Source organism: Kitasatospora sp. NPDC101447, assembly GCF_044767225.1.
In the GTDB taxonomy this organism is placed as follows: Bacteria; Actinomycetota; Actinomycetes; order Streptomycetales; family Streptomycetaceae; genus Kitasatospora.
The window spans coordinates 207,940-225,827 of record NZ_JBIWNL010000009.1 but is presented as its reverse complement, the minus strand read 5'-3'; the positions used below and the strand labels follow the sequence as shown (position 1 = coordinate 225,827).

Annotated in this window: 16 protein-coding genes; 8 read left to right on the top strand and 8 right to left on the bottom strand. The window is 74.9% G+C overall.

What is annotated here, in order from left to right:
* Positions 1-215: 215 nt before the first annotated feature.
* Both ACIRST_RS16510 and ACIRST_RS16505 read right to left on the bottom strand, forming a co-directional pair.
* On the bottom strand, positions 216-2,579 hold the full coding sequence (locus ACIRST_RS16510) for a hypothetical protein (RefSeq protein WP_402802876.1): 2,364 nt from the start codon (positions 2,577-2,579) through the stop codon (positions 216-218).
* 61 nt (positions 2,580-2,640) lie between these two features.
* On the bottom strand, positions 2,641-4,545 hold the full coding sequence (locus ACIRST_RS16505; protein ID WP_402802875.1) for an ATP-binding protein: 1,905 nt from the start codon (positions 4,543-4,545) through the stop codon (positions 2,641-2,643).
* Between the two features lie 236 nt (positions 4,546-4,781).
* On the opposite strand from ACIRST_RS16505, the gene ACIRST_RS16500 reads away from it, so the two are divergent.
* The gene (locus tag ACIRST_RS16500) at positions 4,782-5,105 is read left to right on the top strand and encodes a hypothetical protein (protein WP_350521712.1); all 324 of its coding nucleotides are present in this window, start codon (positions 4,782-4,784) and stop codon (positions 5,103-5,105) included.
* A 91-nt stretch (positions 5,106-5,196) separates the two neighbouring features.
* On the opposite strand, the gene ACIRST_RS16495 is transcribed toward ACIRST_RS16500, so the two are convergent.
* On the bottom strand, positions 5,197-6,387 hold the full coding sequence (locus ACIRST_RS16495) for a TetR/AcrR family transcriptional regulator (protein WP_402802874.1): 1,191 nt from the start codon (positions 6,385-6,387) through the stop codon (positions 5,197-5,199).
* 334 nt (positions 6,388-6,721) lie between these two features.
* Here ACIRST_RS16495 and ACIRST_RS16490 point away from each other — a divergent pair, with 334 nt between their 5' ends.
* Positions 6,722-7,879, top strand: coding sequence for an acyl-CoA dehydrogenase family protein (locus ACIRST_RS16490; RefSeq protein WP_402802873.1), 1,158 nt, complete (start codon positions 6,722-6,724; stop codon positions 7,877-7,879).
* A 69-nt stretch (positions 7,880-7,948) separates the two neighbouring features.
* Here ACIRST_RS16490 and ACIRST_RS16485 read toward each other — a convergent pair whose 3' ends face one another.
* Positions 7,949-8,215, bottom strand: a complete 267-nt coding sequence (locus ACIRST_RS16485; RefSeq protein ID WP_350521715.1) for a hypothetical protein — start codon at positions 8,213-8,215, stop codon at positions 7,949-7,951.
* A gap of 105 nt (positions 8,216-8,320) precedes the next feature.
* On the opposite strand from ACIRST_RS16485, the gene ACIRST_RS16480 reads away from it, so the two are divergent.
* Complete coding sequence (locus ACIRST_RS16480) at positions 8,321-8,638, top strand: cupin (RefSeq protein WP_350521716.1); 318 nt, start codon at positions 8,321-8,323, stop codon at positions 8,636-8,638.
* A gap of 16 nt (positions 8,639-8,654) precedes the next feature.
* Here the strand turns inward: ACIRST_RS16480 and ACIRST_RS16475 are convergent, their stop codons facing one another.
* Positions 8,655-9,239, bottom strand: a complete 585-nt coding sequence (locus ACIRST_RS16475) for a TetR/AcrR family transcriptional regulator (protein WP_396544860.1) — start codon at positions 9,237-9,239, stop codon at positions 8,655-8,657.
* 110 nt (positions 9,240-9,349) lie between these two features.
* On the opposite strand from ACIRST_RS16475, the gene ACIRST_RS16470 reads away from it, so the two are divergent.
* The 5 genes from ACIRST_RS16470 (at position 9,350) to ACIRST_RS16450 (ending at position 13,678) form a co-directional block, all read left to right on the top strand.
* Positions 9,350-10,909: an MFS transporter gene (locus ACIRST_RS16470; RefSeq protein WP_350521718.1), complete on the top strand. Its 1,560-nt coding sequence runs from the start codon at positions 9,350-9,352 to the stop codon at positions 10,907-10,909.
* Between the two features lie 229 nt (positions 10,910-11,138).
* Entirely contained in the window at positions 11,139-11,774 is a 636-nt protein-coding gene (locus tag ACIRST_RS16465) for a class I SAM-dependent methyltransferase (RefSeq protein WP_402802872.1), read from the top strand.
* A 106-nt stretch (positions 11,775-11,880) separates the two neighbouring features.
* A complete protein-coding gene (locus ACIRST_RS16460; protein ID WP_402802871.1) occupies positions 11,881-12,450 on the top strand; it encodes a methyltransferase family protein in 570 nt (189 codons plus the stop codon).
* Between the two features lie 207 nt (positions 12,451-12,657).
* Positions 12,658-12,939, top strand: coding sequence for a Sec-independent protein translocase subunit TatA (tatA, locus tag ACIRST_RS16455; protein WP_350521721.1), 282 nt, complete (start codon positions 12,658-12,660; stop codon positions 12,937-12,939).
* A gap of 217 nt (positions 12,940-13,156) precedes the next feature.
* On the top strand, positions 13,157-13,678 hold the full coding sequence (locus tag ACIRST_RS16450) for an ion channel (protein WP_350521722.1): 522 nt from the start codon (positions 13,157-13,159) through the stop codon (positions 13,676-13,678).
* Positions 13,679-13,985: 307 nt separating this feature from the next.
* Here ACIRST_RS16450 and ACIRST_RS16445 read toward each other — a convergent pair whose 3' ends face one another.
* The 3 genes from ACIRST_RS16445 to ACIRST_RS16435 all read right to left on the bottom strand — a co-directional run bounded on the left by ACIRST_RS16445 (position 13,986) and on the right by ACIRST_RS16435 (position 17,842).
* Positions 13,986-15,548, bottom strand: a complete 1,563-nt coding sequence (locus ACIRST_RS16445) for a protein kinase (protein WP_402802870.1) — start codon at positions 15,546-15,548, stop codon at positions 13,986-13,988.
* A gap of 417 nt (positions 15,549-15,965) precedes the next feature.
* Complete coding sequence (locus tag ACIRST_RS16440; RefSeq protein WP_402802869.1) at positions 15,966-17,006, bottom strand: hypothetical protein; 1,041 nt, start codon at positions 17,004-17,006, stop codon at positions 15,966-15,968.
* Positions 17,003-17,842: an RNA polymerase sigma factor gene (locus ACIRST_RS16435; protein WP_402802868.1), complete on the bottom strand. Its 840-nt coding sequence runs from the start codon at positions 17,840-17,842 to the stop codon at positions 17,003-17,005. The genes ACIRST_RS16440 and ACIRST_RS16435 overlap by 4 nt, the downstream gene beginning before the upstream one ends.
* Positions 17,843-17,888 lie beyond the last annotated feature (46 nt).

Genomic DNA, 17,888 nt, shown 5'->3' with positions numbered 1-17,888 from the left:
GCATTGACAAAGACTCGGGTGGGGGCCGGATAGTTCCCAACGGAAGCCAGGCCAGGACCGCACGACGGAGCCCGGCGCCGGAACCGCCCGGCGAAGGCCGGAGCCGGGAATGCCCGCGGCCCCGGCGGGGCCCCGGAGGGCCGGCCCGCCGGGGCCGGGTGGTCGTACGGAGTCGAGCGGAGTCGTGCGAAGTCGTGCGACGTCGGTACGACGGGTCAGAGGCCGTAGCGCTCGACGATCTCCTCGTGCCGGGCGACGTCCGCGCCGGCCGCCTCGGCCAGGGTCGGCCAGGCGAGCGGGTGCGGCCAGTCGCCGGTCAGCCGGTGCAGCAGGGCGTCGGCCTCGGCGGCCGAGGCGGTCGGCGGCACACCGACGGCCGCGTAGATCCCGGGCAGCGTCGCGTCCTCGTCCCCGTCCGCCGGGTCGGTGATCCGGTAGTGGTCCCCGCTGTACGCCCACAGCGCGTAGCCGGACTCCTGCAGCCGCTCGCGCAGGGCGCCCCACGGTTCGTCGCCGGGCCAGCCGCCGTCGATCCAGTAGGTGGTGTACCCCGCCGGGTCGAGCATGGTGAGCAGTTCGAACACCGGGCGCCAGCGCCGCTGCTCCTCCTCCGGGGCGTCCTCGGCCGGCGGGCGCTCCAGCAGGGCCGGGGCGAAGACCACCACGTCGCCGTGGTTGAGCGTCAGGTCGTCGCCGAGCACCGGCAGGATGCGGGCGGTGGCCGGTCCGGTCCGCACCGCGGGCAGGTCGACCGTCGCACCGTTGGTCCGGGCCGCCCGGACGGTGACCAGCTGCCACTCCTCGTCCACCGGGCCCTCGGGCTCGTCGAACTCGATGTCGAGCAACGCCCCGGCGGAGCGCACCACGGCCCAGTCCCGGTTGGCACTGGCCGCGGTGATCAGGTGCCAGAGGTCGGGCTCCCGGACCACCCGGTGGTCCTCGTCGTCCGGGGCGCCCTCGGCGGGCAGCGCCCGCTCCAGCAGTTCCTGGTAGAGCCGCTGCGCACCGGCGTGGTCCCCCAGCTCGGTGGCGGCCCGGGCGGCGAGGCGCCGGGTGTTGAGCACCTCGTCGTCCAGCGCCAGGATCGCCTCGCACCGCTCCAGCACTTCCGTCCACCGGCTCTCGGCGGCGGCCCAGCGGGCGCGTATCCAGTGCCCGTCGGCCGGTGCCGTGGCGGCCAGCCGGTCGGCGAGGCGGCGCACGCCCTCGGCGTCCCGGGCGGCGATCAGCAGCTCGCCGAGCGTGCCGGTCAGCTCCCGGTCCTCCGGGTCCGTCTCCAGCCGCTGCCACAGCAGGTCGGCCGCGGCCCGGGCGTGGCCGAGGCCGCCCAGCACGGTGGCCAGGAGCACCGTCAGCCCGGTGGCGCCGGCCTGCTCACCCCGGTACCGGTCCAGGGCGACGGAGAGCAGGTCGGCGCCGGTCTCGAACGGCACCTCGGCCTCGGCCAGGTACGCCGTCAGCTCGCCCGGCGGCACGGGCAGCCCGGGCTCCGGCAGCGCCTCGGCGGCCGCGCGCAGGGCGGCGACCTCCGCGGACACGCCGTCGGTGCGACGCAACCGGGTGAGCTTACGCTCTCCGGTCGTGGCCAGCGTCAGCGCCACCGTGCGGGCGCCGCGCGCGACGGCGAGCCGACCCGCCGCCAGCAGCAGGTCCACGCAGGGGCGGTGCGCACCGGCGTCGTCCAGGTACCCGACCCAGCCGGCCAGCACGGCGCCCAGCTCTGCGTCGTTCTCCCACGCGCCGGCCGCGACCAGCAGCTCGACCGTCTGCGTCCAGGTGGGCCGCAGGTCGGCGTGCTGCTCGGCCTCGGCTCGCTCGGGGAGCAGGGCGAGCGCCTCGTCCGTGCGACCGAGTGCGGCGAGCGCGCGGGCCCGCAGCAGGGCACCCCAGCGCTGGTCGCGCTCGTCCAGCTGCTGCCCCGGCTTCTGCTCGGCCCGCTCGGCGGTGTCCAGCAGCTCCAGCACCTCCTCGTACCGGCCGAGCAGGTGCAGGGTGCCGGCCCGGGCCTGGTGGAAGCGGAGCGAGACCCGCTGGCCGGCCGCGCGCATGCGGTTGGCGGCGCCGTCCAGGTGGTCGAGCGCCTCGGCGGCCCGGCCGTCGTCCTCCAGGGCGTCGGAGTACTCGCGGGAGAGGCAGTCGTAGCAGGCCCGGCCGGGCTCGATCCGCTCCAGCGTCTCGCCGACCACCTCCAGCCGCTCGGTCACGTACCCGGGCCCGTCGACCCGGGCGTGGCAGATCGCGAAGTCCTGCACCACGCAGACGGACTGCGGGCAGCCGGCCGTCTCGTCCCGGTGGGCGAACTCCAGCAGGTCGATCACCTCGGGCATGACCGCCTCGCCCTGCTGGCGCTTGTTCAGCAGGTTCTGCATCCGCCAGTGCCGCAGGTAGACCTCGACCCAGGGCAGGTCGAGCGACCGTGCGGCGGCGACCGCCTCCGGGTACAGCGCGTCCAGCTGGTCGTTGCGGCCCTCGGTGGCGTGCTCGGGCAGCTCGACGATGGCGTCGGCCAGCCGGTGGTGGCCGGCCTCGACCAGCTGCCGGTGGGCGTCCCGCACCCAGGACCAGATGTCGGTGGTCATGCTCGTTCCCCCTGCGTCGTGCTGATGAGTTGTCTACCGCGGACCACTGACAATCCGTCCGTCACGCTTCGTCCGACAGCGCGCCGGGGCTGTCCGGGACGTCCGGCAGCCCGGCCGGGACGGCGGCGGTGAGTGCGGAGACCGCCGTGCCGATACCGGTCAGCGCGGCGGTGAGGTCACCCTCGGCGGGGCCGGAGGAGGCCGCGGCCATGATCACCTTGAGCGAGCGGAGCAGCCCGGCCGCGGTGGCGCTGCCGGTGTGCCCGCTGCGGTAGGCGGCGAGCAGGTCCTCGACCGCCGGGCAGGCCAGGTTGAGGTAGAGCCGGGCCTTGACCTCGCCGTCGGTGCGGGCGGTGAAGGCGCGGGCCAGCCGCAGCGCGGCGGACGGGATCCGGGCGTCGGCCTGGTCGTCCTCGATCCGGGCCTTCAGCTCGGCCTCGCGGTCCGGGACGAGCACCAGCGGCAGGCCGGGCGGGTCGAAGCGGGCCGGGACGAGCTGCTCGCCCGGGTCGGCGAGGGCGGCGGCCAGCCAGGCCTCCTCGCCCTCCGGCAGCGGCCGCTCCGGGTCGCGGAACAGCTCGCGGTTGCCCTGCTCGCTGCCCAGCTCGACCAGTCGGCAGCCGCGCAGCCCGGCGTAGCGGCGCAGGAAGGGCAGCACGGCGTAGCGGTCGCCGCGGGCGATCGGCACCCGCATCGCCCGGTAGAGCATCTCCTCGAAGCCGCCGCCGGTGCCGAGCGCGACGTGCACCGCTCCGCCTCCCGCCGCGCGCAGCGCGCCCGCGGTGAGGTCGCCCTGCGAGGTGGGCACCGGGACGTCGTCGGCGAGCAGGGTGAACAGCCGGTCGTCGCAGAGCGCGGCGCCGAGCAGGTCCTGGCCGTGCCGGGTGAGGATGCGGCGCCAGGCGGCGGGCCGCAGCCGGGCCGTCTCGTAGAGGCCGTCCACGATGGCGTCGGTCAGGGCCTTCTGGAGCGCGCGGTAGTGCTCGTCGCGCTGGAGGTCCTCGCGGCTGGCGGTGGGGGTGAGCCGGCCGGACTCGACCACGCCGCCGATGAAGCCGGCCCAGCCGGGCAGCAGGTCGCGGGCGTCCTCGGCGAGCAGCATGCCGCGCAGGTACACCGCGAGGTCGCGGTTGTCGCTGCTGCCGTAGGTGCCGCCGTCCTGGACCCACAGCAGGCCGATCGCGTCGGTGGCGCCGTCGACCGGCTGCACCGGGAAGGCGGTGAGCGGCTCGAAGCGGCGGCCGAAGGCGGTGGCGAAGCGCATCCGGGCGGCGTGCTGGTCGCCCCCCACCGCCTGGCGCCAGGGCACCTCGACGGAGTTGACGGGGTGTTCGTCGTCACCGACGTGGACCGGGATCGGGAGCAGCACGCAGTACCGGGCGAGGACCTCGCGCAGGGTGTCCTCGTCGGCGAGGTGGGAGTGCTCGGCCTTGAGCGCCAGCTCGACCACCGTGCCGGGGCGGGGCCGGGCGGGCACCGGCTCGACCCGGTACTGCTCGCCGCCGCGGCTGCGGTAGCGGTGGCCGAGCTGCGGCTCTCGGTGCGAGGTGGTGGTGACGGTCACCTCGTCGGCGATCGAGAACGCGGACAGGAAGCCCAGCCCGAAGGCGCCGATCAGCTCCTGGTTGCCGGTCAGTTCGCGCAGCATGCGCGTGTAGCCGGTGCCGACGGTGGCGAGGTAGGAGTGGATCTCGGGCTCGGTCAGGCCGGCCCCGGTGTCCTCGATGGCGACGGTGCGCCGGGCGGCGTCCGCGCGCACCCGGATCAGCGGGCGGTGCTCGCCCTCCGGGTCCTCCAGGAGCCGTCGGGTGTGCGAGTCGTGCGCGTTCTGGACGAGTTCGCGCAGGGCGACCAGCGGGGTGGAGTAGAGGTGGGTGGCGAGGACGTTCACCAGGCCGCCGAGATCGACCTCGGTCGTCCGCAGTTCCTCGACGGGGGTGGGCTCGGACTGGGCACCTTCAGACATGGGTCCTCAGTGTGCCAGTGCGACAATCTGCCCACCATTTCTTTCTTCTCGACGGAATGACGGATTGCGGTCAACTCGCAATTGACCGGGCCTCCACCATCGGAGGAATTGCCACCCGTTCGGTGGAGTTCGCGCGATCACTGGTGAATGCTGACCGGGCGACGTCAGGCAACGGCGCTCCGGAGCGGCCACTCCGGAACGCGCCACAATTCGCACGTCCAGTCAGGGAGATCAGCGTGTCCCGTATTCGCGCAGCCGCCGCCGTCGCCGCCCTCGGCGCGTTCCTCCTCGTCGGCTTCGGTGCCGCCACCGCGCACGCCGACAACGGCGCCGGCGCGATCGACCACTCCAACGGCAGCGTGGTGAGCAACGTCGGCTCCGGCAACGTCATCGGCACCGTGAACGGCAACGTGGTCGACACCCAGCAGACGGCCACCGGTTCGGGCGCCGCCAACCAGAACAACGGTCTCGCCGTGGCCGGCAACGGCGGGAACGTCGGCGCGCTTCAGGGCAACGGCAACGTCGACGCCCGGGTGTACTACCCGCACGTCCTGTACTAACCAGGGCCCGCAGCTCCGGCACCAGGGCCTGCCCGCCGGGCCGGGTGCCCGTCCCGTCACGGCGGGGCGGGCACCCGGCCCGTTCCGCGTCTCAGGACAGCCCCAGCACCGCCCGGCCGAGGCGCAGCAGGCAGTCCTCAAGGTCCGGCCGGGCGCTGTGCGGGCGGTTCCGCACCCCGTCGTTGACCAGCGCGAACAGGGCGTGCACCCGGATCCGGGCGGTGGCCGCGTCGCACTCCGGGCGCACCTGCCGCAGCAGACCGACCCAGGTGCGCAGGAAGTCCCGCCGGAAGTCCACTGCGGCCCGCCGGTCCGGCGGCGCCAGCCGGTCCGTCTCGCTGAGCATCGCTCCCAGGTAGTCGCCGTTGCGCAGCGCGAAGCCGACGTACGCGCCCAGCCCGGCCGCCAGCGCCGCACCGGGCCCGGCCGCGGCGGTGATCGCGCCGTCCACCTCGTGCCAGAGCCGCTCGCGGCTGCGCACCAGCGAGGCGGCGAGCAGGTGGGCCTTGCTGTCGAAGTGCCGGTACACGCTGGGGCCGGAGATGCCCACGGCGGCGCCGAGTTGGTCGGTGCTGACGTTGTCGAAGCCGCGCTGGTGGAACAGCCGGACGGCGGCCGCGAGCAGTTCCTCCCGGCGCGCCTGCGGCCTCGGCCCCGGCACCGGTCCGGCTGCGGGCACGGACTCGGGCTCGGCCCGGGACTCGGGCCGGGGCACGGGCACGGTGGCCGTGCCGGCCGGCGTGACCGCGAGGACGGCCGCGACCAGCTCGCGCAGCAGCGCCTCGGCGCGACGGGGCTGCGGCGCCGCCGACTGGTAGGAGAGCCCGGCGCAGGCCGAGAGCGCCGCCCAGCAGAGCAACTCGGCATCGGCTGCCGGGAGTTCGGGGCGCTCCGCGCGCAGTACGGCGGTCATCAGCGCGACGTCGGCGCGCAGCTCGCGGCGCAGCGCGGCGCGCCGGGCCGGCGGCAGCAGCCGGGCGTCGCGCTGCACCAGGGTGCCGAGCGGGCGGTGGCCGACCGCGACGGCGGCCAGCACGGCTCCGACCTCCTTCGCGGTGCCGGCCGCACGCAGTCCGCCGGCGAGCTCGTCGAGCCCCAACCGGACGGCCCGGTCGAGCAGTTCGGGCTTGCCGCGGAAGTGCCGGTAGAGCGCGGGCGCGGTGATGCCGACCCCGGCGGCGACCTCGGTCATCGACACCTGGTGGTAGCCGCTGCGGTGGAATCGGTCGGCGGCCACGGCGAGGATCTGGGCACGCCGCCCGGGCGGCCGTCGGACCACCATGGCGCACCTCCCTCCCGTCCGGCCGGGTACCCGCCGCCCGGTACCGGCCGAGCGCCGATCCGGGCCTCGATCCGCGCGTCGAGCGGCCGCCGAACGGGCATCGGAACCGGTGTGTCACCGCCCTCGAACCGGCGTCGAACCGGCGTCGAAGCGGCATCGAAGCGGCGTCGAACGAAGGCTAGCAAGGATTCACTCGGCACCGCCGCCGACCGTGTCCCCCATGCCCGTCGACTCTGGACAGCCGAAGCTACCCGGGATTAACTTGTGGGGCCATCACCTGGCACGTTCCGCCCCGCCGGCAGCTCCGGCCGGCACCGTCGAAGGGAGCGCCGCCGTGCGCCGCACCGTGTTCAACGAGGACCACGAGGCCTTCCGGGAGACCATCCGGGACTTCATCGCCAACGAGGTCGTCCCGGTCTACGAGGGCTGGGAGGCCGAGGGCCACCCGCCGCGCGACTTCTACCGGCAGCTCGGCGCGCTCGGCGTGTACGGCATCGAGGTCCCGGAGGAGTACGGCGGCGCGGGCGAGAACGGCTTCAAGTACCAGGCGGTGATCGCCGAGGAGACCGCCCGGGCGGGTGTCAGCTTCGGCTCCTCCGGCGTGCACACCGGGCTGGTGCTGCCGTACCTGCTGGAGTACGCGAACGACGAGCAGAAGCGGCGCTGGCTGCCCGGCTTCGTCTCCGGCGACATCATGACCGCGATCGCGATGACCGAGCCGGGCGCCGGCTCCGACCTCGCGGGCATCACCACCACGGCGCGGCTCTCCGAGGACGGCACCCACTACGTCCTGAACGGCGCCAAGACCTTCATCACCGGCGGCGTGCTGGCCGACCTGGTCCTGGTGGTCTGCCGCACCGCCCCGTACGACCCGGCCGACCGCCGGGCCGGCCTGTCCATCCTGTGCGTGGACACCACCTCCCCGGGCTACACCGTCGGCCGCAAGCTGCAGAAGATCGGCCTGCGCACCTCGGACACCGCCGAGCTGGCGTTCAGCGACGTCAAGGTGCCGGTGGAGAACCTGCTCGGCGAGGAGGGCAGGGCCTTCGCCTACCTGACCCACAACCTGGTGCAGGAACGCCTGGCGATCGCCGTCGGCGCGTACGCGGCGGCCGCGGCGGCGGTCCGGTTCGCGGTGCAGTACGTCAAGGACCGCAAGGTGTTCGGCAAGGCCGTGGCCGAGTTCCAGAACACCAAGTTCACCCTGGCCGACTGCGAGGCCCAGGTGGTCGCGCAGCAGTCGATGGTGGACCGCGCGCTGGAGCTGTACCAGCGCGGCGAGCTGACCGTGGCCGACGCGGCCGCGGCGAAGCTCTTCTGCACCGAGTCGGCCTCCACCGTGATCGACAAGTGCCTCCAGCTGCACGGCGGTTACGGCTACATCCTGGAGTACCCGATCGCCCGGCTCTACACCGACAACCGGGTGTTCCGGATCTACGGCGGCACCAGCGAGGTCATGCGCAGCATCATCGCCAAGTCGATGGGGCTGTAGGCCCGTCCGGGCAGGACGGCGCGGCGGGCCGTACCCCCATGGCGGCCCGCCGCGCCCTTGCCGGCCCGGTCAGTTCGGCGAGGCCTGCTCGGCTCGCCAGGCATCCCAGCCCGCGGCGGACGCCGCCTTCGCCCCGTGGTACGCCCGGTGGGCGATCGCGGTCGGCGGCGCGTCCATGTTCCGCATCCAGTTGCGGCCGGCCGTGGCCAGCGCCGCACACACCATCACGGTCCCGGCCGCGCCGAGCGCCGCACCGATGCCGGTGAGCACCACGCCACCGGCCAGCAGCGAGCGGTTGACCTGGAACCCGCTGAAGAAATTCTCGTTGGTCGCCATGCCTCCACGATGAGCGCAGTGGGCGCGGGCTGCACGTCGAGCGCCTCCGGGTGCGCGACCCGGGTGCGTCCGCGACCCTGGCAGCAAGGGTCAGGAGGACGCGCGATGTCCGATCTCGAACAGCTCGCCGTGGAGCACGCCGCCCTCGCGGCCGAGAGCCCGCACGGGCGCAGCGCCCACCTGGTGCTGCACGACGGCGTCCTGCGGCAGACCGTGATCGCGCTGACCGCCGGGACCGCGCTGGACGAGCACAACCCGCCCACCGCCGGGAGCGTCCAGGTGCTGCGCGGCCGGGTCTCGCTGACCATCGCCGGCCGACGGCTGGAGCTGTCGGCCGGGCGCCTGGAGCCCGTACCGCAGGAGCGGCACGGGCTGCTGGCGCACGTCGACTCGGTGGTGCTGCTCACCGCCGTCACGACCTGACCCCCCGGCGGGCGGCTCAGCCGGGGTTGAGCACGCTGCCGCTGACCAGCCGCAGCCCGCGCAGGAAGTCCTGCCCGCTGGGCGCGAGGTCGGGCGCGGCCAGCCACTGGGCGGCGTAGCCGGCCAGCAGGGTCTGGTAGAAGGCGCCGCGGACCTCCTCCTCCTCGGAGTCCACCACCTCGGGCAGCCCCTGGAACAGGGCGGAGAGCCCCAGTCGGCCTTCCTTCTGCGCCCCCGCGAAGGCCTGCGCCAGTTCGGGGGCGTGCGCGGCCTGCGCGAGGGCCTCGAACTGGGCCGCCCAGAGTCCGCGGTGCTCGACGAAGACGTCGCGGAGGCCTTCCCAGACGGCGGCGAAGCGCTCCTCCGGGTCCTCCGACACCTGGTTGGCGGCCACCACCACCTCGCCCAGGGACGCCCCCATCTCGCCGATCGCCTCGATCATCGCCGCGTTGAGCAGCGCGTCCTTGGAGCCGAAGTGGTAGCCGATCGCGGCCAGGCTGACACCGGAGGCGGTGGCGATGTCGCGGGCGGTGGTGCGCCCGTAGCCCTTCTCGTACAGGCAGCGCTTGGCGCCGGCCATCAGGTCTTCGCGGTTTCCCATGCCCCAGATCCTACGGAAGGACTGGACAGATGTCTTGCACGATCGTCTTGCACGAGCGATTTACACATCTGTACTAGACAAGCGTCTGACACGCCCGTACTGTCTTCCTCATGACCGCAACCACCGGCCGCGCAGGCCGTCGCGAATGGATCGGCCTGGCCGTCCTCCTGCTCCCGACCCTCGTCCTCTCCATGGACATGGGCGTGCTCTTCTTCGCCGTCCCGTTCATCTCCACCACGCTGGCACCCAGCGGCACCCAGCAGCTGTGGATCATGGACATGTACTCGTTCCTGCTGGCCGGACTGCTCATCACGATGGGCTCGCTGGGCGACCGGATCGGCCGCCGCCGGCTGCTGGTGATCGGCGCCACCGGCTTCATCGGCGCCTCGCTGCTGGCCGCCTGGTCGCACGACGCCAACCAGCTGATCGCGGCCCGCGCCCTGCTCGGCGCCGCCGGGGCCACCGTGATGCCCTCGACCCTCGCGCTGATCCGCAACATGTTCCACGACCCCAAGCAGCGGCAGGTCGCCCTCGGCGCCTGGGGCGGCGTCCTCACCGCCGGGGCCACCCTCGGCCCGGTCGTCGGCGGCCTGCTGCTCGAACACTTCTGGTGGGGCTCGGCCTTCCTGCCCGCCGTCCCGGTGATGGCCCTGGTGCTGCTGTCCGCGCCCGTCCTGCTCCCCGAGTACCGCTCCACCGCCCGCACCGGCCGCTTCGACCTGCTCGGCGCCGCACTCTCGCTGGGCGCGATCCTGCCCCTCGTCTACGGGGTCAAGACCATCGCCGTCGACGGCTGGAGCCCGCTGCCCGCGCTGGCCGTCGCGGCCGGCCTGCTGCTCGCCGCCGCCTTCGTGTGGCGCCAGCGCACCGCCGCGAACCCGCTGCTCGACCTGAGCCTGTTCAAGATCCGCACCTTCAGCGGCGCCATCAGCGTCAACACGATCGCGATGTTCGCGATGATGGGCTTCTCCCTCTTCACCTCGCAGTACCTGCAGCTGGTCAAGGGCATGAGCCCGCTGACCGCCTCGCTGTGGTCCCTGGTGCCGAGCGTCGGCGTCGGCGCGGCCGTCGGGATCAGCTCCGCGCTGGCCGGCAAGGTCCGCCCGGCGGCCCTGATGGGCGGCGGGTTCCTGATCGGCGCGGCGGGCTTCGCGATGATGACGCAGGTCGGCGCGCACTCCCCGCTGGCGCTCATCCTCACCGCGGCCGGCGTGCTGGCCGCCGGGACCGTCGGCACCATGACGATGACCGCCGAGATGGTCGTCTCCGCCGCCCCCGTCGAGCAGGCCGGCGCCGCCTCCGCCACCTCGGAGACCGCGGTCGAGCTCGGCAGCTCGCTCGGCATCGCCCTGCTCGGCGCGGCCGGTGCCGCGGTCTACCGCCACCAGCTCGACGGTGCCGCCCTCCCGGCGGGCGTCCAGGGCGAGGCCGCCCACGCGGCCCAGGACACCCTCGGCGGCGCGGTCGCCGTCGCCGCCCAGCTGCCCGGCCGGCTCGGCGCCGACCTGCTGGAGACCGCCCGCACCGCCTTCACCGACGGCCTGCACGTCGCCGCGGGGGTCGGTGTGGTCCTCGCCCTCGGTGCCGCACTGCTGGCCTACCGCCTGATGCGCCACCTCCCGGCCGCCGCTCCCGCCCCGGCCCCCGAGGCCGAACCCGCCACCGTCTGACCCCGTCCCGGCCCGATCCACGCGAGTCATCGAGAGCCCCCGCCCATCCCGGGCGGGGGCTCTCCGCCGTTCGGGGCACTCCGGGCCCCGAGGCGCCGCGGCAGACCCCTGCGACGGTCGCGGGGCACGGCGGCCACCCGGCACTCGCCCGCGACGCCGTGCCCCGGTCCGGCCGGCCTTCTTCCGTCGACTCGCACCCGTCGCGGGCCCGGCGTGCCAGGGTGGGCACATGAGTGCTGATCGGGCGCGGGTGCGCGGGAGTTACGACACGGTGGCCGAGGAGTACGCGGGGCGGATCGGGGGTGAGCTGGCGCACAAGGCGGTGGACCGCGCGCTGCTGGGGGTGGTCCTGGAGGAGGCGGCCGGCGGGGTGGTGGCCGACCTGGGGTGCGGGCCCGGGCACGTGGCGGGGTGGCTGGCCGGGCACGGGGCCGAGGTGGTCGGGGTCGACCTCTCGCCGCGGATGGTCGAACTGGCCCGGCGCGAGCAGCCGGAGGCCACGTTCCGCACCGGCGACCTGCTGGCGCTGCCCGCCGCCGACGGGGAGTTCGCCGCCGCCGTCGCGCTGTACTCGGTGATCCACCTGGAGCCGGACGAGCTGGCGCCCGCGTTCGCCGAGGTACGGCGGGTGCTGCGGCCCGGCGGGGTACTGCTGGTCTCCTTCCACCTCGGCACCGAGGTGCGGCGGATGGAGGAGTGGTGGGGCCACCAGGTGGACGTGGACTTCCACTTCCTGGAGACCGGGGCCGTCGCCGACCACCTCGCCCGCGCCGGATTCGGCGTCGAGGTGCGGATGGAACGCGAGGGCCTGCCCGAGGAGGCCCCGACCCGCCGCGGCTACCTGCTGGCGCGACGGACGGAGTGACCGTCCACCCGGGGGTGGACGGAGCCGCGTCCACCCCCGGGTGCGTGCCCCGGCGGCCCCGGGGAAGGACCGTGAAGGGGTCCCTCCGACCGACGGGAGCCGCCCCGTGTCCCTGCCCGCCCTCCTCTCCCTCCTCGGCGTCCTGTGCTGGGTCGCCTACGAGTTGCTGCTGCGCCGACGCGAGGACGCCGCCGCCGGCACCTGGCGAGCGGACCGCCGCGACCGCGGCTCGACCCGGCTGCTGCTCGGCTGCTACCTGGCGTCGGCCCTGGTCGTGGTGGTGTTCGACCGCGGCTCGATCGGCCGACTGCCGCTCTGGGCAAGCTGGTTCGGTGTCCCACTGGTCGCCGCCGGGCTGGCCCTGCGGGCCTGGGGCATGCGCACCCTGGGCGCGTACTACACCCGCACGCTGCGCACCGTGGACACCCAGCACGTCGTGCGCACCGGCCCGTACCGGCTGATCCGCCACCCCGGCTACGCCGGCAGCCTGCTGGTCTGGATCGGCTACGCCCTCGGCACCGGCAGCTGGGCGGCCGCCCTGGTGGTCGCCGGGCTGCTGTTCGCCGCGTACGGCTGGCGGATCACCGCGGAGGAGCGGCTGCTGCTGGCGGCGCTCGGGAGCGAGTACGCCGAGTACCGCCGGGCGACCAGGCGACTCGTGCCGTTCGTCCACTGATCGCACCGGGGCGGGCCTCGGAGGCCGACTCCGACCGGCCCCGGGCCGCCGACCGTCCTCGATCTCGCGGCCCGCTTGAGCGGCACCTGGTTTTTGGCCAGCGTTTCCCGGCCGGTGTATCCGTTCGCCGTGAGGGCCAGGCATACTGGCCAACACGGGCGCGCGCGCCCGCCATGACTCTCGACAAGAAGGGACCGGTGGCCAGGGATGCTGCGGAACGGTCTTGAGCCCTGGCACATCTTCGTGGTGCTGGCGGTCGTAATCCTGCTGTTCGGATCGAAGAAGCTGCCGGAGATGGCTCGTGGCCTGGGCAAGTCCATGCGCATCCTGAAGGCCGAGACCAAGGCCATGCGCGAGGACGAGACCCCGGCGGACGCCGGCACCGCCCAGAGCACCGCCGCTCCCCAGCAGAGCGCGGACCGTCCGGCCGTCACGCCGACCAACGTGACCAAGGCCACCGAGAACAAGCGGCCCGAGACGACCGCCTGAGTCTCCCCTTCCTTCGGAACGCCCCCGGTGAGCCCACCGGGGGCGTTCCGCTGTCCGGGGGCTCCTCCGTCGTCCGGGCCCTCGCGTTCCGACGGCTCCCGCACTCCGACGGATCCCGCACTCCGACGGATCCGCGCCCCGTCGGCCGCCGGGCCGGTTCGTCCGGTCGGCGTAGGCGGGCGGGCGCCCGGGGCTCCGTCGGCACAGGCTGGGCGGGATGTCCGACAACTCGCCACCGTCCGCCGACGTACGGGCCTGGTGCTGGCTGCTGCTGGCATTCACGCTGCTGATGGTCGGGTACTTCACGCTGCCGCTCGGGTGGTTGGGCGATCGCCACCCGGTCGTCAGCTGGACGGCCTTCACCTGCGCGCTGGCCGGACTGACCTGGCTGATGCTGGCCAAGATCGTCGGGGTGATGCAGGGGACGGCGAAGCGGCCGGTGGTCTGGCTGGTGTTCCTGATCGGACTGACGGCGACCATCTTCTCCGCCACGTACTACGCGATGGGCGCCCACAAGTCGGAGTTCGCCGGGCTGGAGACGCGCCTGGACGCGCTGTACTTCACCGTCGTGACGATGTCGACGGTCGGGTACGGGGACATCACCCCGGCGGGGCAGTCGGCACGGCTCGTGGTGATCCTGCAGATCCTGTACAACTTCGTGATCCTGGCGGCGGCCGCCGGGACGGCGTCCCGGGCGGTCCGCAGCAACGTGGAGCGACGGATCAAGCGCCAGGACTGAACCGGCGCGGGCGCACAGGATTCTCCACAGGCTGTGGACGACGCAGCCCGCCGACCCACCGACCGACCGGCCGGAGGCCCGACGCGATCGGACCGGGAGTCAGCAGGCCGCCGCTGCCGCCGTCCGGGCGCCACCGCCGGGCCCGGGAACGCACCGGTCCCCCGCCGGCAACGGACGGGGGACCGGGTGGAGCGTCAGGGAGCCGGTCGGTCCCGGATCGTGGCGTGGCCGACGACCGTGGTGCCGGACCGCGGCACGGGCCCGTCCCGGACGGTGCCGGCGGATGTCGCCCCGGGGGCGGCGGCCGTCAGCCGTCCTGGAGGTCGGCGGCGGTGTGCAGGGTGGCGAACAGGGCGGAGAGCCGGGCGTTCCAGTTGGCGCTGGTCGGCGGGTTGATGGCGTGCCGCTTGGCCATGTCCTTGACCACCTTCTGGGCGCTCTTGAGCTCCTGCGCGGCGGCGTCCGGGTCCCCCGCGTCGAGGCGGGTGGAGGCGGTGTCGAGGAGCTTGAGCAGTTCCGCCTGCTTGTCCCGGTCCTTGCCCACGTCGGCCTGGGCCACGGCCTGCCGGAACGACTGGAGCTGCAGCTCCGCCGGCTGGTTGCGCGGGACGGCCTGGGTGGGCGTCGGGGGCGCCGACGGGGTGGCGGGGGCGGCGGAGGTGGCGGTCGCGGCGGGCTTCGGGCCGGTGGCGGGCGTCGTGACGGGCGCCGTGGCCGGGCCGGAGGACACGGCCGGTCTGGCGGCCGACGGGTTGCCCGCCGGGCCGTCGAAGGCGGTGAGGGCCAGTGCGGCGACGCCCGCCAGGCCCGCCACGCCCAGCGCGCCGAGCACGAGGGGCTTGCGGCGGCCGGTCCGGGCCGGCGCCTCCGGCCCGGGCCCGGCCGGCGGGGCCGCGGGAACGGGCGCCATCACGGAGGTGGCGGCCGGGGGCTGCGGCGGGAGCAGGGTGGTGTGCTGGTGGTCCGAGGACGCCGGGGGCACGGCCCGCGGGAGCGCCTGGGTGGCCGCCGCGGTGGTCGCGAGGAGTTCGGCCGTCGGATCGCCGACGATCAACCCCGGTACGGTGGCGAGCAGTTCGGCCCGGGCGGCGGAGGCGTCGACGGGCCGCCCGGCCGGGGCCTTGGCGAGCAGGCGCAGCACCACCGCGTCCAGGGCGGGCGGCAGGCCGGGGCGCCGCGCGGACGGCGGCAGGGGCTGCTCGTTGACGTGCTTGAAGGCGATCGCCACCGGGGTCTCGGCGGTGAACGGGGCCGCGCCGGTGAGCATCTCGGTCAGCACGCAGCCGACCGCGTACAGGTCGGTCCGCCCGTCCAGGGCCGAGGCGGTGGCCTGCTCGGGCGAGAGGTAGGCGGCCGTGCCGAGCACGCTCGCGGTCCGGGTCAGGTTGTCGGAGGAAGCAGCCCGGGCGATGCCGAAGTCGACGACCTTCACCCCGCCGTCGTCGGTGATCATGATGTTCCCGGGCTTGATGTCCCGGTGCACCAGCCCCGCGGCGTGCGCCACCGCCAGCGCCTCGCAGACCGCCGCCGCGATGCCGACGGCCCGTTCGACGGGCAGGGCGGGCTGCTGCGCCAGCACGGCGGCCAGCGAACGTCCGCTGACCAGCTCCATGACGATGAACGGGGTGCCCTCGTCCACGCCCGAGTCGAAGACCATGGCGATCCTCGGGTGCACCAGCATGGCCGCGTGCTGCGCCTCGCGGCCGAAGCGCTCGGCGAAGCGCGGATCGTCGGCGAGACCCCCGTTGAGGACCTTCACGGCCACCTGGCGGCCCAGCACGCGGTCCACGGCGCGCCAGACGGTGGCCATGCCGCCGACGCCGAGCATCTCGACGAGTTCGTAACGCCCGTTCAGCGCCCGTCCGATCACCTGGAGCTCCCCTCACGTGCCCTGCCCGGGGTTCCGGGCCGCCTCGTGCACCTGTGCACGATAGCCGTACGGCCGTGCGACCCGGCCGGGGGCGGAGGGGTGGCGGTCGGGGGACCGGGCAGCGGTCCCCCGGCCGCCGGCGCGGGGGGGGGGGGCCCCGCCCGGGGGGGGGGGGGGGGGCCCCCCACGTTTCCGGGCCGGCCGGGCCGGCGGCGCGTCCGGGGTGACGCCTTGCCGGTCCGGCCGGGGCCGGCCGGGTGGACGGTGGGCACGGGGGAGCCGACCGGCCACCCGGGGTCTTCGGGTGGTACTGCTTCCTGCTGTCCCGCGGGTGGTGGTGCGTCCCGCGGGTGGTGCGATCCGGGTGGGCGGCGAGCCCGGGGGGAGTCGCTCGCCGCTCACCCGGAGTTCTCGGGGTTACCTCTCGGTGTTCTGGTCGTCGGCGTGACCGGGCTTGCTCGCCCGGACGTCGGGTACCAGGGGTGTGGCGGGCACGGCCGGTACGGGCACCCCGCCCTTGCCGGGCTTGACGACGCCGCCGGTGTCCTCACCGTTGCTGCCGCCGTTGGCGTTGCCGCCCCCGCCGTTCCTGCCGTCGGTGTTGCCCTTGCCGGGGCCGGTGCCGGGCGCGGCACCGGTCCTGGCGGGGTCGCGCGGCTGCGCGCCGGTGCCCTGGTGGTCGTCGTCCCCCGCGCCGGCGGCGCCGGCGCAGAAGTCCGCCACCCGGTCCGCGCCCCCGGCCGCCGCGACCAGCGGGCCGTAGACCGGATCGGTGACCAGCCGGGCCTGGCGCTCGCCCTTGGCCGTCCGGTCGGCGAAGCTCCGGCACAGGCCGAGCAGCGCGGGCGGGACGACGGGACGGTCGCCGCGACCCTCGGCCGACGGGGTGCCGGGGGTCGGGCTGCCGGACGGGGCGACCGTCTGCGGGCCCGCGGAGGCACCGCCGGACGGGCGGGACGACCCGGACCCCGGGGCGAACGGGGCAGCGCCGTGCGAACCGGCGGCCGACGCGCCCGGCGAGCTGCCGGAGGCGCCCTGGGCCCCGAGCGTGTGCTCCGGCTCGGCGAGTCCGCCGCCCAGCGCGGACGACAGGTTGCCGGTGCCGGCGGCGACCGCGACCCCGCACAGCGCGGTGGCGCCGAGCACGACGGCAGCGGCCTTCGTGCTGAAGGCCCTGGCCAGCGCGGCGGTTGCCATCGATCGTCTCCGGACGGGGGTCACTACGGGTGCGGGCGTGAGACTCGCCTCCCGGAACGCGGCCAGCGCGGCCTCCTCCCCGGCCAGTTCGCCGACCGTCGCGGGAGCGGCGGCCGCGGCGAGCACCCGGGCGAGCTGCCCGGGACCTCCGTCCGGTCCGGTGAGCGAGGCGCCCTGCCCGGCCGACGGGGCGGCCACGGCACCGCCGAGCAGCTGCTCGGCGGTATCACGGTCGATCCGACGGGATCGGTTGGTGCTCATCTCATGTCCTTCAGCGTCGCGGCCCGGCGTTCTGTCACACCCTGCGGAGAAATTTTTTTCGGCGGTTTCCCCGCGGGTTGTCCGGAGGCCTTCCCGACGCTCCCTCCGGCGGTCCCGCCGGGGGCCGGATCCCGGCCCCCCGGCCGCGCGGCCGGGATCCCGCCCCCGGACGCGAAGGGCTGCTCCAGCAGCTTGGCCAGCCGGCGCAGCCCCCGGTGGGCGGCCATCCGGACGCTGCCGGCCCGCTTGCCGAGCACCCGGGCGGCGCTCTCCGCATCCAGCTCCATGACCACCCGCAGCAGGACCGCCTCGGCCTGGTCGCGCGGCAGCCGGGAGATCAGTGCCAGCGCGTCGGCGGTGCCGACCGTGGCCAGCGCGGCGCCCGCGGTGTCGTCCCCGGCCGCCAGCTCGACGAGGTACTCGAAGGGCAGGTCGGCGACCGGACGGCGGCGGCGGGCGCGCAGGTGGTCGAGCGCCCGGTGGCGGGCGATCGTCGCGGCCCAGCCGCGGAAGCCGTCCCCGTCGCCGGAGAAGCCGCGCAGGTCGCGGGCGATCTGCAGCCAGGCCTCCGAGGCGATGTCCTCGGCGTCCTGCATGTCCTCCGGCCGGCCGCCGACCAGCACCCGCAGGTAGCGCAGCAAGCCGGGCTGGACGGTCCGGAACAGCAGCCGGAACGCCTCCTCGTCCCCGCCCTGCGCGGCTCGGACCGCCTCGGTCAGATCGACGGGAGCGGCGACCGGTCCCGGGGGTGGGCCGGTGGTCGGTACTGGTCCGGACCGGCCGATGTGGCTGCCGGTGCCCGCTCCGGGGCGCTCTGCACTCTGCACCCGCCACATGATGCGCCATTCGGACGATCAGGTCGGCTCCGACCGAAGGACCGGA